The organism is Bradyrhizobium canariense, from assembly GCF_900105125.1.
GTDB lineage: Bacteria > Pseudomonadota > Alphaproteobacteria > Rhizobiales > Xanthobacteraceae > Bradyrhizobium > Bradyrhizobium canariense_A.
The window spans coordinates 2,085,894-2,101,632 of sequence record NZ_LT629750.1; the positions used below are offsets into that span (position 1 = coordinate 2,085,894).

At 58.2% G+C, this 15,739-nt stretch carries 16 protein-coding genes; 12 read left to right on the forward strand and 4 right to left on the reverse strand.

What is annotated here, in order from left to right; genetic code table 11:
• The first annotated feature begins 142 nt into the window (after positions 1 to 142).
• A complete protein-coding gene (locus BLV09_RS10155; RefSeq protein ID WP_167558679.1) occupies positions 143 to 727 on the forward strand; it encodes a PepSY domain-containing protein in 585 nt (194 codons plus the stop codon).
• A 344-nt stretch (positions 728 to 1,071) separates the two neighbouring features.
• Here BLV09_RS10155 and BLV09_RS37170 read toward each other — a convergent pair whose 3' ends face one another.
• The 3 genes from BLV09_RS37170 to BLV09_RS10160 form a co-directional block, all read right to left on the reverse strand.
• Positions 1,072 to 1,311 (reverse strand): hypothetical protein, encoded by a 240-nt coding sequence (locus tag BLV09_RS37170; RefSeq protein WP_167558680.1) that lies wholly within the window; start codon positions 1,309 to 1,311, stop codon positions 1,072 to 1,074.
• Positions 1,312 to 1,511: 200 nt separating this feature from the next.
• Entirely contained in the window at positions 1,512 to 2,042 is a 531-nt protein-coding gene (locus BLV09_RS37985) for a DEAD/DEAH box helicase (protein WP_244549024.1), read from the reverse strand.
• A gap of 122 nt (positions 2,043 to 2,164) precedes the next feature.
• A complete protein-coding gene (locus tag BLV09_RS10160; protein WP_244549025.1) occupies positions 2,165 to 3,991 on the reverse strand; it encodes a TOTE conflict system archaeo-eukaryotic primase domain-containing protein in 1,827 nt (608 codons plus the stop codon).
• A gap of 150 nt (positions 3,992 to 4,141) precedes the next feature.
• Between BLV09_RS10160 and BLV09_RS10165 the strand changes: the two genes are divergently transcribed.
• Positions 4,142 to 4,480 carry a type II toxin-antitoxin system RelE/ParE family toxin gene (locus tag BLV09_RS10165; protein WP_146687194.1) on the forward strand — a complete coding sequence of 113 codons (339 nt, stop codon included), beginning with the start codon at positions 4,142 to 4,144 and terminating at the stop codon, positions 4,478 to 4,480.
• Positions 4,477 to 4,758 (forward strand): helix-turn-helix domain-containing protein, encoded by a 282-nt coding sequence (locus BLV09_RS10170; RefSeq protein WP_100381139.1) that lies wholly within the window; start codon positions 4,477 to 4,479, stop codon positions 4,756 to 4,758. The genes BLV09_RS10165 and BLV09_RS10170 overlap by 4 nt, the downstream gene beginning before the upstream one ends.
• Positions 4,759 to 5,172: 414 nt before the next feature.
• Here the strand turns inward: BLV09_RS10170 and BLV09_RS10175 are convergent, their stop codons facing one another.
• Positions 5,173 to 5,364, reverse strand: a complete 192-nt coding sequence (locus BLV09_RS10175; protein WP_433994389.1) for a hypothetical protein — start codon at positions 5,362 to 5,364, stop codon at positions 5,173 to 5,175.
• On the opposite strand from BLV09_RS10175, the gene BLV09_RS37175 reads away from it, so the two are divergent.
• From BLV09_RS37175 to BLV09_RS10220, 9 genes are all read left to right on the forward strand, one after another.
• Positions 5,363 to 5,620: a hypothetical protein gene (locus BLV09_RS37175; protein ID WP_167558555.1), complete on the forward strand. Its 258-nt coding sequence runs from the start codon at positions 5,363 to 5,365 to the stop codon at positions 5,618 to 5,620. The two genes, BLV09_RS10175 and BLV09_RS37175, sit on opposite strands and share 2 nt — an antisense overlap.
• A 473-nt stretch (positions 5,621 to 6,093) precedes the next feature.
• Positions 6,094 to 7,491, forward strand: coding sequence for an HWE histidine kinase domain-containing protein (locus BLV09_RS10185; protein ID WP_244549026.1), 1,398 nt, complete (start codon positions 6,094 to 6,096; stop codon positions 7,489 to 7,491).
• Positions 7,492 to 8,230: 739 nt separating this feature from the next.
• Positions 8,231 to 8,551, forward strand: coding sequence for a helix-turn-helix domain-containing protein (locus BLV09_RS10190; RefSeq protein ID WP_100381135.1), 321 nt, complete (start codon positions 8,231 to 8,233; stop codon positions 8,549 to 8,551).
• On the forward strand, positions 8,551 to 10,566 hold the full coding sequence (hyfB, locus tag BLV09_RS10195) for a hydrogenase 4 subunit B (protein WP_146687195.1): 2,016 nt from the start codon (positions 8,551 to 8,553) through the stop codon (positions 10,564 to 10,566). The genes BLV09_RS10190 and hyfB overlap by 1 nt, the downstream gene beginning before the upstream one ends.
• On the forward strand, positions 10,557 to 11,513 hold the full coding sequence (locus BLV09_RS10200; RefSeq protein WP_146687196.1) for a respiratory chain complex I subunit 1 family protein: 957 nt from the start codon (positions 10,557 to 10,559) through the stop codon (positions 11,511 to 11,513). The genes hyfB and BLV09_RS10200 overlap by 10 nt, the downstream gene beginning before the upstream one ends.
• A 5-nt stretch (positions 11,514 to 11,518) precedes the next feature.
• Entirely contained in the window at positions 11,519 to 12,181 is a 663-nt protein-coding gene (locus tag BLV09_RS10205) for a hydrogenase-4 component E (RefSeq protein ID WP_167559064.1), read from the forward strand.
• Positions 12,178 to 13,629: a hydrogenase 4 subunit F gene (locus tag BLV09_RS10210; RefSeq protein WP_146687197.1), complete on the forward strand. Its 1,452-nt coding sequence runs from the start codon at positions 12,178 to 12,180 to the stop codon at positions 13,627 to 13,629. Before BLV09_RS10205 ends, BLV09_RS10210 begins: the two co-directional genes overlap by 4 nt.
• Positions 13,630 to 13,647: 18 nt before the next feature.
• Positions 13,648 to 15,159, forward strand: coding sequence for an NADH-quinone oxidoreductase subunit C (locus BLV09_RS10215; protein WP_146687198.1), 1,512 nt, complete (start codon positions 13,648 to 13,650; stop codon positions 15,157 to 15,159).
• Between the two features lie 12 nt (positions 15,160 to 15,171).
• Positions 15,172 to 15,705 carry an NADH-quinone oxidoreductase subunit B family protein gene (locus BLV09_RS10220; protein WP_100381129.1) on the forward strand — a complete coding sequence of 178 codons (534 nt, stop codon included), beginning with the start codon at positions 15,172 to 15,174 and terminating at the stop codon, positions 15,703 to 15,705.
• Positions 15,706 to 15,739: the final 34 nt, after the last annotated feature.

Sequence of the window (15,739 nt, forward strand, 5' to 3'; positions counted from 1 at the left end):
ATCTTCTTCCAGCCATTCCCCTACTCGATCGGCGATGTCGCAAGAATATACAAGATCATCCACACTTCGACCCCATACAATACGTTCGCTCCAGGCAGTTAACGATATGGAACACCGGCCGTTGATACCTGACATCTTGATAATGCGTCCTCTGCTGCTGACATGCGTTCCCTCGTACGCCCACGCTCGGCGGGAGCTGATCGCGACCTCAACCGAGGGTCAGGAAGACAGCAATGTAAAAAAGAAGGATATCGTTGGTCGCGAGCTCGAACTCTTCCGTACCATCAAAGTATCAATACGGGCAGCTCTCGCAGCAGCGCAGAGCCTTCACGCAGGCTCAAGGGTCGTAGATGTCAGCTTTGATGGCACATTAGGCACTCCCGTCTATCGGGTGAAAACATATCGCGGAAATCAGGTCTGGGACGATGCAATCGATGCCAATAGCGGGGCGATCGTCGGTGGGACGATTATATCCTTGGTAACCGATCTGACACGGGAGGATCAAACTAACCTCATCGCTCTGAACGATGTTAGGCACGAGATTGCCGACGGGATCGTTGTTGCCGAGAGAAACGCGCAAGGAAGGGCGATAAGCGGCGGTCTAATGAATGAAGATGGAAAGCTGAATTTCGTAATTGTGGTGGTTGCCGGCAACGATCTCAAACAGTTCATTCTTGAGCCGCCGCATGCGGCTAGCCGGGACTCGCGTCTGCGCAGCCGGCGGTGATCATGTCAGATAAGCAGTTTAAGTACCTTGCCTGAATGATGCGTAACGTCCACCATTGCGCCAATGGCGTTCCATAACCGCCCATTCTGCGAATTGAGCTCTGACGACGATTGGCCTCGAACATTTTCGTTGAGACGAAAGCCGTAGAGAACCGCCGCCGAGCTTTTCAAACTCGGCCGAGCCCAAGGAGCGAATAGTGACAAAGCCGGGCGTGACATACGCAGCCTCCATCACCTCGATAAAAAAGACAGAACGCCGCCTTCGTTCGAAGGAGCACAATCGCGCAGATTGGCGTAGTACGCTGCGCTACGCGCGAGTGACCCAATGCACACCAAATTGCGACATCAATCGCCTGCGTACGCCTCACACCGGCTCGGTACTGCATTTGGTACTGCACGGCGCCCAACGACCGCGCCTAAGCGCTGATTGTACTTCGCTTTTCGAGATGTCCCGGTCCAATCCATCATCGGCGCCACGGAAAAGCGGTGAGTTAACATGTTGTTTTCATTTATGTCGGTCCAATCGATTTTGGTCCGACCGACAATCTGAAGCGCCAGTGCTAAAGCATTTTTCTTTCTTTTCAACGGCTTGATCCGATCACTCGATTATTTTCGCTTATTTCTACCTGGCCCGGTACTGCGCGGCAGTACCAAAAATGCCCGTGCAGTACCGCTCCTCGACAAAGTGTTTTGGCCACGCCCAACTACGCCAGCTCGTCGAATTTGAAATGGGAATGGCACTGCCGTGACGCAGACGCCTGACCGGTCGGCGATCCGCGCGAGACCTATGTGGGTTCGTTCGGCGTAACCGCCCGATCAGAAAACAGATCACGCGTACCCAACACCTTGTAACCTATCGTCTGATAGCCAACACGGCGTTTCGCAGCCATGCGGGCCAGGACCGGCACTCTCATGTCGGCATAATCATAAATGATCACCTCGCGCTTGACGTCGTTGAGACGATGCAACCGGCCGGCATACTGAGCGAGGGTACCTTTCCACGCAATTGGCATGGTAAGAAAAAGGGTGTCGAGGCGGGAATCATCGAAACCTTCGCCGAGATAACGTCCGGTCGCGACAATGACACGTTCCTCGGTTTGGGGAATTGCTGCGAGCCGCGTAGCGATGTCGCGGCGCTGCTTTTCGCTTTGCCCACCGCGCAATACGACGACATGTTTTGCGAAACGCTCAAGACGCTTTGCGATGATCTCCAAATGGGCGGTACGCTCGGTTATCACGACGGGTGAACGGCCCGCTTCCAGCGCAGTCAAGACGTCATCAAATATGAGATCATTGCGTGCTTCATCGGCAATCATTTCCTTGAAAACATCCTGGATAGAAGGGACAGAAGTGTCCAATGCCGTTTGAAGTTGGAAGCTGGTGTCCCTGATCCGCACCACGTGATCGAATGGGCGCTTGGCTGCCTCGGATCGCGCATCTACGCGATGGCGGACGGGACCACACATTGCATAACGATGATCGGGTGATGTCCGTCTTTTCGCGTAACCGTCGCTGACAGGCCGAGGACATAGCGGGCCTTGCTGCGGCGCGCGACCAGTTCGAAGCTTACAGCCGACAGATGGTGGCATTCGTCGACGACGAGATGCCCATAATTGCCGACGATATCATCGACTTCGCCCTTGCGAACCAGGCTCTGGATCAAGGCTACGTCGACCTGACCTTTCGGTTTGCGGCGGCCGCCGCCGATTATGCCGATCGCGTCACGCGGCATATTTGAGAACGCGGTGAGCCTCTCGATCCATTGATCCATGAGCTGACGGCGATGAACAAGGACCAATGTATTCCGCCCGCTCTCGGCCATCATCCGGATGGCTAAGATCGTCTTTCCGAACGCCGTCGTTGCCGCGAGCACGCCGGTATCATGCGGCAACAGGGCTGTGATCGCGGTTTCCTGATCGGAGCGCAATGCACCAGTGAAAGCAAATGGGACCGCCGCACCGGAAAAACGGCGATCTTCGATTGTTACTGTGACTCCAAATGACGCAAGCAGATCTAGTACAGCGTCGAAGCACCCGCGAGGCAGCGCAACGTGATGGCTGGTCAACTCTGCGCAAGAGATGATCCGGGGCTTGTCATGGGTCGATCGGCGCATTGCTTGTGCGGCATAAAATTCGGGATTCTGGAATGCCGCCAGGCGAATCAGGCGCGCGATCAGCGACGGTGGCAGCGCGTGACGCGGGAGGTAGATCTGGTCCGCCTGTACGACAGTGATCGCACCCGGCAATGGCTCGCGGATTGCTGGCGGCGCCTGTCGCCGCGACGGCGGGGCTAGCCACGGTTCTTCGTCTTCGTCTGCGAGAGGAATACGCACACCCAGAATTTTTCCAGATGCACTTGCTTCCTCGACCAGATGTTCCACCTTTGCTCGCGGCATAGATGCAATCGCGGACAGGAAGGCCCACTGATCCGGATACGGCAAACAAGAATCGTCGATGAACTCGCTGTTGCCAGAACTTCGCGCGAGCCCCTGAAGAGGCAAGGCAATCAGGTTGCCGAAGCCACCAACTGGCATGAGATCCTGACTCGGAAAAAACCGATCGTAGGATCCGAATCCGATATCTGGAACTCGTTCCATCGTGTCGGTAATCAGGAAGGCCCCAAGACGGCGCGCCAATGCCGCTGAGATCGGCTCGTCGAAAAAGATCCAGGCGTGAGCACCGTTTCCGGATCGGGACCGCTCAATGGCAACAGGTATTCCATGACGCTCGCAGGCGTCCCTAAACGCAAAGGCATCCCTTCGCCAATCCCCTTCGTCGAAATCCGCGGCCAGGAACGAACAGGCATTGTCCGCAAGCATCGGATAGACGCCCATCACAAACGGGGCGCCGTTCGGGTCGGTTCCGCGGAGATGGCGTTCGATTGCCACGTCGTCTACGGGCAGGAATGCCTGATTTGGACATGCTGAACATTTGACTCTCGGTTTTTCGCAAATCCCACGGCGCCATTCATTCGCGCAGGCGGGTGCGTAGCCGCTCCGCCCCGTCGTACGGTTCTCCCAACGGATAGGGTAGACATCTGAGCGGCCGCGGAAGAGCCGGCGAAACAGGGCAAGCTTCTTCTCGATTGGCGAATTCCGGTCCGTGGGATCGCCAGCGTGTCCCGAAAGGACCACCTTGATAGGGTCGGTCTCCTCACTCCGCATCGATCGTAAAGTGTTGATCTCAGCTACGACATCCGCACGCTCGCGCTCCAGCGCGGTAAGCCGGGCCATGAGTTCAGTAATTCTGGCGTCTGTTTGCTTCATCGCGAAGACTGTAGTGCGCCGATGTTTATTGTCCCGAATAATACCAATCCTGAAGCAGCAATTTAACTCAAAGATCGCTAATCGCCGGTCTCGGCACCAGCAGTCGAAAGGAGTTGCCGACTCATACAAAATTTTGTATAGTCAGTTTTAATGATTGATCTCAAGCCGGTCGAATTCCGAGGCAGCGCACTCGACGATTTGCGTGCGTTTCCACAAGCGGCTCGGCGTGAGGCGGGGCATCAACTCGACCAAGTCCAGCATGGGCGCGAGCCCGACGACTGGAAGCCCATGAATACGGTTGGCCGAGGGGTGCGGGAAATTCGGGTTCGCGATGCCGCGGGAGCATTCAGAGTGCTGTATGTAGCGAAGTTTGATGATGCCGTTTACGTGCTGCACTGCTTCCAGAAAAAGACGCAGAAAACGAGCAAAGCGGATCTGAACTTGGCTGCGCAGCGTTACCGCGATTTATTGAAGGAGTTAGGTCAATGAGCAAGAAACGCTTCGACAATGTGTGGGATGCAATTGAGGATACACCTGCGCAGGCTGAGAACATGAAGCTCCGTTCGACGTTGATCATGGCATTGAAGGATCATATCGCCCGAACAGGGCTAAGCCAGTCGGAGGCGGCTAAGCTGCTTGGTGTTACCCAGCCGCGTATCTCTGATCTCATGCGAGGCAAGATCGAACTGTTTGGTCTCGATACCTTGGTCAATATGATCGGGGCTGCCGGCTTGCATGTTGAAATGCGCATCTCGGATGCAGCCTGATCAACGACCAGCCTCTTGTTCTGTTTTCTGATCCCGTCTGCGCCCAGAGAGGCCATTTCGAAATGATGCTCGCAAGCAACGACAAAAATATTCAGGATGCTTGCCTGGCGCTGGCGCTACCTGCGGCTGGATCGAAAATTTGAAGCACGCCTGCACGTCAGCCCGCGCTTGCAGCTTCGATTGGCTATCGTCCTATTTGTACGCCACGGCTACCTAGCAGCCATAATTGCGCTCTAGATTTCTTCACACGGGAGAGGTCTAAGGTTCGATCCCTTGTGCGCCCACCATAAAAGCCTTCATGGTCAATAGCTTAACGAATTGATTCCCTAAGGCGGTGCCCCAGAAAAGTTGGGGCACAATAGGAGCATCTCGATTCGGGATGGTTGACGAAAATCGTTCCGCAATAGCCTACCCTCACCCCACCGCCGCGATCCCGACCTCACTCAAGAGGCTTAGCTGATCCATTACGACCTTGCCCGGCTTCAGGGTGCGGCGGCGCATGAATTTGCGCTCGACGCCAAGAAGCAAGATATCCGCATGCGCTACGGCCAGGCCGTCAAGGCTCTCTTCGAGCACCGTATCGACCCTGTTGATCAGCTTTTTCATGATCGTCCTCCCGATTGTTAATCTTGTGGTCCGGATCAACCTTTCAGCCGACGCTCTCGGCATAGCGCGCGAGCCGCGCGGCAAAATCAACAACGAGCTGTTCAAGCGCACGGTTTTTCTTGTCGTCGCCGAGATCGGGCACCGTCACCGTGACGGTGCGTGTGCGCGCTTCGCGGTGGGGTGCGCGCAGTCGTCCGGGGTGTGCGCGTCCGTAGGCTTCGACCGCGCGCCGGCACGGAAATGGTTTTCCCTTTGAGGCTGGTACATCCAGTTCCAGACCGCATACTCCGGCTATGCGAACGTTTACGCCGCCCCACTTCGGTTGTTCCTGTGCCCAAGAAAAGGCCGGGCGACCGCCAGAGCGACTGCCTCCACGTCTGTTCTGTCTCAAATCAATTTTGACCGACCTACCATTATGCGCAGTTACCCATATCGACGCTCCGAACGTCAAGGCGCGAAATTTTCTACATACTTTTGGCGGTTTCGCGCCAGGACGCTCACAGACTTGATTGCCGTCTCCGCAGATTCATAGGCGACACTGTCGACGAAACCGGTGCCGCGGGCTCTTTCCTCGCTGTCAGCACGACCTCAATTCGAGGCCGTCGCACAATTCGGCAGGGATCAATTCCGAAGGCCCTTGGTATGAGATTGGAAAAAAGGTGTAAGCTCGATCGGTGTCTCGAGGGACCGGGTGCAGGGCGCCTACCCTGAATCGCTAGGAGGGATCTGTTGGCGGACGAGGCAGACCGTAACGCGAAGGCAGATCAGCCAACATCCCTGACCGGCCTGCCGTTCGCCCAGCAGCCCGCGTTGCAGCTGATTTACGATACTGCGCCAATCGGGCTGGCGTTCTTGTCTCCTGACTGCCGCTATCTGCAGATAAACCAGCGCCTCACCGAAATATGCGGCATTTCTGTCGAAGGGCATCTGGGACGAACGGTACGAGAATGCGTACCGGCGTTGGCCGAAACCGTGGAAGCGATCATGGCCTCCATCATGGCAACCGGCGAGCCGGTGGCCGGAATCGAGGTTGCCGGGCAACGCCCCGATCAGATCGAAGACCGCGCATGGATCACCTATTGGCATCCGGTCCGGGGGCCGGATCGCGAGATCGTGGGTATCAACGTCGCAGCTGAGGAGATCACCGAACGCAAACGCGTCGAAGCAGCACTGCTCGCAAGTGAGCGGCAATTTCATACATTGGCCGATTCCATCCCGCAACTGGTTTGGATGGCTGAGGCCGACGGCGCGATCTTCTGGTTCAACGGCCATTGGTACGACTACACAGGCGTGCCCGCCGGAGATACCCGCGCGCATGACTGGCAGACTCTTCTCGACCCAGCTTTGCTGTTGGACGCTCGCCGCTGCTGGACGCAATCCCTTCAGGACGGAACAGCGTTTGAGATGGAGCTATCATTGCTCGGAAAGGACGGAAAGTACCGCCCATTTCTGACCCGGGCGATTCCATTGCGCGACACGACGTCGACCGTCTATCGATGGATTGGAACTCACATCGACATCAGCGAACAGAGGCGCCGTGAAGAACACATCCGGTTTATCATCGACGAGCTTTCACATCGCACCAAAAATCTCCTTGCCGTCGTGATGGCGGTCGCCAACCAGACTGCGCAACACGCGGGCGATGTCGGGCAGTATCAAATGCGCTTTTCGGAGCGACTGCAGGCGCTTGCGCATTGTCATGATCTGCTGGTTAAGGACAACTGGCACGGCGCTTCGCTCCGCGATCTCGTATCAGCGCAGATGCGGCCCTTCGGCGAAACCAACGCAGGCAGGATCGACGCCGCCGGCCCTCCAGTGATCCTGAAACCCGACGCCGTGCAACATTTGGGCCTGGCTTTGCACGAACTGGCGACCAATGCTTCGAAGCATGGGGCGTTATCGGGGCCGCAGGGCGAGGTGTTGATCCGCTGGCAGGTCGGCGAGACGGACAACAGGGTTAGAATCCATTGGCGTGAACAGGGTGGTCCCCCCGTTGCGCCGCCGCAACGGCGAGGCTTCGGCCACGTTGTGATTGAGCAAATCGTGCCTCGGGCCCTAAACGGAAGCGGTAAACTGGATTTTTCTCCCGCGGGCGTAAACTGGACGTTTAAATTTCTTCATCACTAAATGACCTGGTGCGCTGGCATCGTAACAATTGTGCCATCGAGTTTCGTCTTACCAAAAAGGCGACGGTCTCTGGCGTGCGGCTCGACAAAGCTCGATACATTATGCTGGGCAGCGACGGGCCGGGGCCCTGAAGCCAGCGCGCAGTATTATCGAAGTCGCCAACTGCAACTCCTTGGATGTATTGATGACCCCCACGGGAAATCGCGGCGTTCCACCTCTGGCCGAAAGTGATCTGACAAAAAGGGCGAGCAAACCTCATCAAGAGTGAACATGATCATTTCCTGCCGAACGAACTCATGAAGTGCGCACTAGTGGAGCGGTTAGATCCCGCCTCTGCTCCTTGTCAGGTCGGATCCTCAATCTCGCTGGTGAACCAAAACATCGCCCCTGACGCCGCCCTCGTATCGGCGGCGGCGCCCGGCACGCGCATATCCTTAGCCAGCCAATAGCTGCTGGCTGGATTGTCTCCGCAGATCGAACAGACCGCACTACTCCGCGCAATGACGATCGTCCTTGTCATGTTCGCCCGTGGCCGATCTTTCACTCGGCCTGCAACACAGCATGAGAAACGGCAGCGCCCGTTGTTTCTTGCGAGAGCTTCGGAGCATGTAGGACGACGCATGGTGACATCCTTTAGAATAGATATATGAAATATCACTTATTGACATTTCAACATCGTAAGTTAGTAGTTACGAATGATGTTTGCTATTGGCTTGGGGCCCCATAGTGGGGCAGACCGATGATCACGGCAGCTCAATTGCGGGCGGCCAGGGTGCTTCTCGGTATCGATCAGCGCCGGCTCGCAGAACTGTCCGGCCTTTCGGTGCCAACCATCCAGCGCATGGAAGCAAGTGAGACAATGGTTCGAGGCAACGTCGATTCGCTTGTGAAGTTGATCGCAGCTCTTGACGCCGCCGGCATTGAATTGATCGACGAAGGGGCGGTCAGCAGCGCCGCGGGACGCGGGGTTCGGCTGAAAATCAATTCCGGATCAGCAAAGACCTATCTCGATGGTCAGATAGAGATCAAGGCATCAAGCAGAACGAGGGCACGCACCTGATGTCGGCCGTCGTTTTGCAAATGGTTTGTGTTGCTGGACTGCTGGGACTGGCAGTTCTGGCGATAGTTCTGAGCCGCTTAAAGATTTCCACGGCCGTCATCTATAGCGCGACGTTGGCGGTCTCGGCGATCGGGTTGATCGGGGCCATCCGTTCACTGGTTGGCGACACGGCAAATGCGACGGATCTGATCCTGCCGATTGGACTGCCGTGGCTCGGAGCCCATTTTCGCATCGATGCACTGGCCTCATTTTTCCTTGTTGTGGTCAATCTGGGAGGCGCAGCAGCAAGTCTTTATGGGTTTGGCTACGGCCGCCACGAGCCAGCGCCGCATCGCGTCTTGCCCTTCTTCCCGGCGTTTCTGGCCGGCATGAATCTGGTGGTGCTGGCGGACGATGCGTTTTCCTATCTGCTCTGCTGGGAATTCATGTCGCTTGCTTCCTGGGCGCTCGTCATGGCGCACCACCGCGAACCCGGTAACGCCAAGGCCGGTTACATCTATCTCGTCATGGCGAGCTTCGGCACCCTTGCTTTGCTGCTGGCCTTCGGTCTGCTGGCGGGACCGGCGGGAGACTACGGATTTGCGGCCATTCGCGCCGCTCAACATACGCCATATGTGGCCGCCCTGGTATTGATCCTGATGTTGCTCGGAGCCGGTTCAAAGGCCGGCCTTGTGCCGTTGCACGTCTGGCTACCGCTCGCGCATCCAGCGGCTCCCAGCCATGTCTCAGCGCTGATGAGTGGCGTCATGACCAAGGTCGCGATCTACGGTTTCATTCGCGTCGTGTTCGATCTACTGGGGCAACCGACCTGGTCGGCAAGTGCGGTCGTGCTTTTCTTTGGCGGCGTTACCGCTGTCATGGGGATTCTGTACGCCATGATGGAAAAGGACCTTAAGCGTCTCCTTGCCTACAGCACGATAGAAAATGTCGGCATCATCTTCGTTAGCCTCGGCCTTGCATTGGCTTTTCAGGCCAACGGGCTGAAGCTGGCGGCGGCGCTCGCTTTTACGGCAGCTCTGTTTCACGTGCTCAATCACTCCTTCTTCAAGAGCTTGCTGTTTTTCGGGGCGGGTGCCGTTCTGACGTCGACAGGCGAGCGGGACATGGACAGATTGGGCGGCCTCATCCATCGGATGCCATTCACCAGCTTCGTCTTTCTCGTCGGCTGCGTCGCGATATCGGCGCTCCCGCCATTCAACGGCTTTGTCTCAGAATGGCTCATCTTCCAGGCCGTGCTACAGAGTCCGGAATTACCGCAGTGGGCCCTGAAGATCATGGTGCCCGCGGTCGGGGCGCTATTGGCGCTGGCTGCCGCGTTGGCCGCAGCATGTTTCGTCAAGGCATTTGGCGTGACTTTTCTTGGGCGACCGCGGAGCATCGCGGCCGAAACCGCAACAGAAGTCGACCGATACTCACTCTCGGCAATGTTCATCCTCGCCGCCCTTTGCCTGCTCGCCGGAATCCTGCCGGGACCGGTGATCGATACGCTGTCGCCGATCACGGCTGAGATCCTGGGTGGCCGCATGCCGATCCAGGCCAATGAACCCTGGCTTTCGATCGTGCCAATTGCGGAGAGCCGTAGCTCATACAACGGGTTGCTTGTGATGGTATTCATCACGATATCCGCATCGCTCGCCGTCTATTTCATTCATCGCTTCGCGTCTCATGCGCTACGACGGGCGCCCGCCTGGGGCTGTGGTTTTTCCGATCCGACGCCTGCGGCTCAGTATTCGGGCGTAAGCTTTGCTCAACCTATCCGTCGCGTTTTCGGCACGCTCGTATTCCACGCCCGCGATCACGTCGAGATGCCGCCTCCCGGGGATATCCGGCCGGCGCGGCTCAGGATCGAGCTGCACGATCTGGTCTGGGAGGGGTTGTATGAGCCGCTTGCAGGAGCAGTTGGCTTCTCTGCCGATCGACTCAATCGTCTGCAGTTTCTGACCATCCGGCGCTATCTCAGTCTGGTCTTTGCCACCCTTGTCACACTGCTCCTGGTACTCGCGATATGGTCGTGATCTCAGACATCCTCGTGCAGGGCATTCAGATGGCGCTGGTGCTCCTGCTCGCCCCACTGCTGACCGGCTTCGTGCGCAAGATCAAGGCTCGGCTCCTGCGTCGCAGGGGAGCTTCAGTTTTTCAACCGTATCGCGATCTGTTGCGGTTGCTCCGCAAGGAGGTGGTGCTGGCCGACAACGCCTCCTGGCTGTTCCGGGTGACGCCCTATGTGACCTTTGCCGCGATCTGGGTCGCCGCCGCTTTGGTGCCGACTTTTGCTACCGGCCTGCTATTCAACTGGACCGCCGATCTGATTGCCATCGTCGCGCTGCTGGGAAGCGCTCGCTTCTTCCTGGCGCTCGCGGGGATGGATGTCGGAACCAGCTTCGGCGGCATCGGCTCGAGCCGCGAGGTCATGATCGCGGCGCTCGCGGAGCCGGCGATGCTCCTGATCGTGTTTTGCATGGCGCTGGTCGCCGGTTCAACGCAGCTTTCGACCGTGGCAAACTTCATGGCCTCGTCCTGGGTCGGGCTGCGGGTGTCGCTGGGAATGGCGGTAATCGCGCTCATCATGGTGGCGCTCGCCGAGAACGCACGAATCCCGGTCGACAACCCGGCCACGCACCTGGAACTCACGATGGTGCATGAGGCGATGGTTCTCGAATATTCGGGCCGTCATCTTGCGATGATTGAATTTGGCGCGTTTCTCAAGCTGCTGCTCTATATCTCGCTGATCGCCTGCGTGTTCTTGCCTTGGAAGATAGCGGTCTTCGGTACCGGACCTTTGTCATACGCCATCGGCGCCGGCGCCTACATTGTCAAGCTTGCGGTTGCCGGCTTTTTCTTGGCGCTGTTCGAGACCGCTACGGCGAAAATGAGGGTGTTCCGTATCCCGCAATTTCTCGGCGCCGCGTTGATGCTCGGCCTGCTCGGGACGCTCCTCTTGTTCGTGTCGAGGAGTTTCTGATGCAGATGCACAGCCTCTCCTTCGACGTCTCGCATACGCTCGCAGGTGGGCTCGTCCTGATCAGCTTCATGATGCTGTACCAGGACCGGCTTTATTCGCTGCTCAACGTGTTCGCACTGCATGCCCTGGTGCTCGCTCTTTCCGTCGCCTGGCAGGCCTTCGTCCAGGACGCGCCTCATCTTTACGTGACCGCGGCAATTGCACTTGTCTTCAAAGCGGTCGTGATCCCGGTGGCGCTGCACCGCATCGTCAAGCAGCTTGGGATCCACCGGGACATCGAGTCAGTCGTAGGTATCGGCCCCACCATGCTGGCTGGGATGGGGCTGGTCGCCCTCTCGATGGTCCTGATGCTGCGGGTGACCCCGGAGGCCGACCCCTTGGCGCGCGAGGATCTGGCCTTTGCCTTGTCGGTCGTTCTGCTCGGACTGCTGGTCATGGTAACCCGCCGCAACGCCGTCAGCCAGGTCGTGGGATTCATGTCTCTTGAGAACGGCCTGGTGTTGGCGGCTACCGGCGCCAAGGGCATGCCGCTCGTCGTCGAGATCAGCGTGGCCTTCTCGATCCTGATCGCGTTCATCGTGATCGGCATCTTTCTGTTCCGAATCCGCGAACGCTTCGATTCCGTTGATATCTCCGCACTCGACGACTTCCGGGGCGAGCGGCGATGAGTGTACCTTCCTTCGATCCCGTGGCGGCCATCCTGCTGATTCCGATCGGTGCGGCAGCTTTGCTGGCGGCGCTGCCGGGCTATTGGCTGACCGCCCGACTGAACGTTGTCGCGAGTTTGCTGACATTCCTCTCGGCGCTTTCGTTGTTCGTGATCGAACGTCCACAGCCTGGGCCGTACGTGCTTGTCGATGATCTGAACATCGTCTTCATCGTACTCAATACCTTCGTCGGCTTCACAGCCAGCATCTTCAGCGCGAGCTATATCGCTCACGAACTCAAAACCGGCCGGTTGACGCCGGTATACCTGCGTTTCTACCACGCCATGTATCAGACCATGATGTTCGGCATGAACCTCGCCTTTGTGTCGAACAACATCGGTTTGATGTGGGTTGCGGTGGAAATCGCGACGCTGTCCACTGTGCTGATGGTCGGCATCTATCGCACCCACGCCGCGCTCGAAGCGGCGTGGAAATATTTCATCCTCGGTAGCGTCGGAATAGCGTTCGCCCTGTTCGGCACGATCCTGGTCTACATGGCGGCGCGCCCGGTCGTGGGCGAAGGCCAGGATGGCATGATTTGGACGGTCCTGGTCGAACATGCTGGGAATTTCGACCCTGCCCTTCTCAATGTCGCTTTCGTATTCCTGTTTCTCGGATACGGGACAAAGGTCGGCCTCGCCCCGCTGCATGCCTGGCTGCCCGACGCACACGCCGAAGGCCCCACGCCGATATCAGCGGTGTTGTCGGGCCTGCTGCTGAACGTCGCGCTCTATGCGCTGTTGCGTTTCAAGATATTGCTCGCCGCCAATCCCGCGGCGATCGCTCCCGGCCCGCTGATGGTGACGATGGGCCTGGTTTCGCTCGTATTCGCGGCGTTCATGCTCTACCGTCGGCGCGACATCAAGCGTCTGTTTGCCTACTCTTCGATCGAGCACATGGGTATCATCGTGTTTGCGTTCGGAATGGGCGGACCGCTCGCCAATTTTGCCGGGCTGTTGCACATGGTGATGCACAGCCTGACCAAGTCGGCGATCTTCTATTCCGTGGGCCATATCTCGCAGATCAAGGGCACGCAGAAGATCGCCAGCATCCGCGGCTTAACGGTCACTCATCCGGCGCTCGGCTGGGGTCTGGTGGTTGGCGTCGTTGCGATCGCGGGATTGCCGCCCCTCGGCATCTTCATGAGCGAGTTTCTCGTCGTGAGTTCGACCTTCGCGCGGCAACCCCTGCTCGCAATCGTGCTGGTCTTCGGGCTTTTGCTGGCCTTTGGCGCGTTGATGTTGCGCCTGACAAGCGTCGCGTTCGGCGACCCACGCGGCAGCACGGCGCCGGCCGAGGCATCCTATGTGCCGATGTTTGCCCATCTCTCACTGGTTTTGATCGCAGGAATCTATCTTCCCACGCCACTCGTCACCTGGTTCCAGCATGTGGCTCACCTTCTTGGATAGTTAAGGGATTAAGAGGAAATGCCATCGCTGATCGATCTCATGCTGGAGGGCCGTCGGGTCCAGCAACACAGCCCGTCGCCGCGGGCGGTAGTCGATCCGTCGGTATGGCTTTTTGCAGCAAGCGAGTTGACCCAGGGACGCTGGAGCCTGCTTGGCCTTTGGGGAGAATCCTTGACGGTACACATGGCGATCATGGATTCACGTACGGCGGAAATAGTTGTCATCAGTCTCGATTGTCCCGATCGCAGTTATCCATCGGTCGGTAAGCATCATCCGCCGGCGCTTCGATTGGAGCGCACCATCCACGATCTGTATGGACTGGCGGCGGAAGGCTCGCCTGATCCACGCCCCTGGCTTGATCACAACCGTTGGGGCACGCGTTTCCCGTTGGGAGATCGCACTGACGCGTTGTCGCAGCCGTCGCCCTATCGCTTCCTGCCGGCGAAAGGCGATGGTCTGCACCAGGTTGCGGTCGGCCCGGTGCATGCCGGCACTATTGAGCCTGGGCATTTCCGGTTTACCGCAAGCGGAGAGACCGTGGTCCGGTTGGAAGAGCAGCTAGGCTATACCCACAAGGGCATCGAGGGGCTCATGATCGGAGCCAGTCTGGAGCGGGCGGCCAAACTTGCCGGACGCGCGTCGGGCGACAGCACTGTCGCCTATGCTTTGGCATTTTCGCGGGCCGCCGAAGCGGCCCTGCAGCTTGTCGTACCTAACCGTGCGGTCTGGCTGCGCGCTCTGCTCGCCGAACTCGAGCGGCTCGCCAACCATCTCGGCGACATTGGCGCAATCTGCAATGATGCTTCCTTCGCACTGATGCATGCTCATTGCAGCGTGTTGCGGGAGAGCGTCCTGCGTGCATCCGACACGGCATTCGGTCATCGATTAATGCGGGATATCATCGTACCTGGAGGCGTGACCCACGACCTGAACGATGACGGGGCGAAAATCATCCAGGCGACGCTGGCTAATATCCGCCTGCGCTTTCCTGCTCTGGTCGAGCTGTACGACAATACTGCGTCGCTACAGGATCGTACCGTCGATACCGGCGTGCTCAAACCTGCATTAGCCAAACAATATGCCGCCGGGGGATTCATAGGCCGCGCCTCAGGCCGATCCTTTGACGCGCGCCTGACCCTTGCTTATCCGCCTTATGAAAGCTTGCGCTTCGAGGTACCGGTCCTGAACGAAGGCGATGTCAACGCGCGCGTCTGGATCCGCGTGCGCGAGGTTGAGCAAAGCCTCTCTCTGATCGACCAGATATTGGACCGGCTTCCAGAGGGCTCGATGGGAACGCATGCGGCGCATCGGCGGGAGCCGCGCGAAGGTATGGCAATCGTCGAGGGATTTCGCGGCGACGTTCTGGCTTGGCTCCGCTTGAGGGATGGTCGGGTCGAACGATGCCACATACGCGACCCATCATGGTTTCAATGGCCGCTGCTTGAGGCCGCAATCGCGGGCAACATCGTCGCGGACTTCCCGCTCTGCAACAAGTCGTTCAACTGCTCCTACTCGGGCCACGATCTCTAGGGACCGCACCAGATGCGCAAGCTACTTTTCGACAGCCTGTTTCGCCGGCCATTCACCGAGCGGGCGCCATCTTTGGACGATGCCGCAATCACCGAGCTCGCAACAGCCGTCGGTCGGGTCGCGCGGCGGCGTCTCGGCAGAAGCCTTTCCATACGCGAGGTCGATGCCGGTTCGTGCAATGGATGCGAGCTCGAGATCCACGCGCTTAGCAATGCTTATTACGACGTTGAACGCTTCGGTATCCGGTTCGTTGCCTCACCGCGCCATGCCGATGTGCTGATGGTAACCGGGCCGGTCACGAAGAACATGCGCGATGCGTTAGAGCGCACCTATCATGCGGTCCCCGATCCCAAATGGGTCGTCGCGATCGGAGATTGCGCTCGAGATGGCGGGTGTTTCGCCGGTAGCTACGCAGTGGTTGGAGGCGTCTCCGAAGTGGTCCCTGTCGACCTCCACATCTCCGGCTGCCCCCCGACACCAACAGCAATGCTGCAGGGTCTTCTTGCGCTGCTAGAACGGGCGGACTCAAGCGCCGTTACGTCTTGAAACAGCTTCGATGTTGCGGTTATTCCAGCCGAGC

What these genes read in the sequence shown, in the direction of transcription:
- BLV09_RS10155 (WP_167558679.1), top strand. Translation starts at nt 143, where the DNA reads ATGCGTCCTCTGCTGCTGACATGCGTTCCCTCGTACGCCCACGCTCGG.
- BLV09_RS37985 (WP_244549024.1), bottom strand. Translation starts at nt 2,042, where the DNA reads ATGATTGCCGATGAAGCACGCAATGATCTCATATTTGATGACGTCTTG.
- BLV09_RS10160 (WP_244549025.1), bottom strand. Translation starts at nt 3,991, where the DNA reads ATGAAGCAAACAGACGCCAGAATTACTGAACTCATGGCCCGGCTTACC.
- BLV09_RS10165 (WP_146687194.1), top strand. Translation starts at nt 4,142, where the DNA reads ATGATTGATCTCAAGCCGGTCGAATTCCGAGGCAGCGCACTCGACGAT.
- BLV09_RS10170 (WP_100381139.1), top strand. Translation starts at nt 4,477, where the DNA reads ATGAGCAAGAAACGCTTCGACAATGTGTGGGATGCAATTGAGGATACA.
- BLV09_RS37175 (WP_167558555.1), top strand. Translation starts at nt 5,363, where the DNA reads ATGATCGTCCTCCCGATTGTTAATCTTGTGGTCCGGATCAACCTTTCA.
- BLV09_RS10175 (WP_433994389.1), bottom strand. Translation starts at nt 5,364, where the DNA reads ATGAAAAAGCTGATCAACAGGGTCGATACGGTGCTCGAAGAGAGCCTT.
- BLV09_RS10190 (WP_100381135.1), top strand. Translation starts at nt 8,231, where the DNA reads ATGATCACGGCAGCTCAATTGCGGGCGGCCAGGGTGCTTCTCGGTATC.
- hyfB (WP_146687195.1), top strand. Translation starts at nt 8,551, where the DNA reads ATGTCGGCCGTCGTTTTGCAAATGGTTTGTGTTGCTGGACTGCTGGGA.
- BLV09_RS10200 (WP_146687196.1), top strand. Translation starts at nt 10,557, where the DNA reads ATGGTCGTGATCTCAGACATCCTCGTGCAGGGCATTCAGATGGCGCTG.
- BLV09_RS10205 (WP_167559064.1), top strand. Translation starts at nt 11,519, where the DNA reads ATGCACAGCCTCTCCTTCGACGTCTCGCATACGCTCGCAGGTGGGCTC.
- BLV09_RS10210 (WP_146687197.1), top strand. Translation starts at nt 12,178, where the DNA reads ATGAGTGTACCTTCCTTCGATCCCGTGGCGGCCATCCTGCTGATTCCG.
- BLV09_RS10215 (WP_146687198.1), top strand. Translation starts at nt 13,648, where the DNA reads ATGCCATCGCTGATCGATCTCATGCTGGAGGGCCGTCGGGTCCAGCAA.
- BLV09_RS10220 (WP_100381129.1), top strand. Translation starts at nt 15,172, where the DNA reads ATGCGCAAGCTACTTTTCGACAGCCTGTTTCGCCGGCCATTCACCGAG.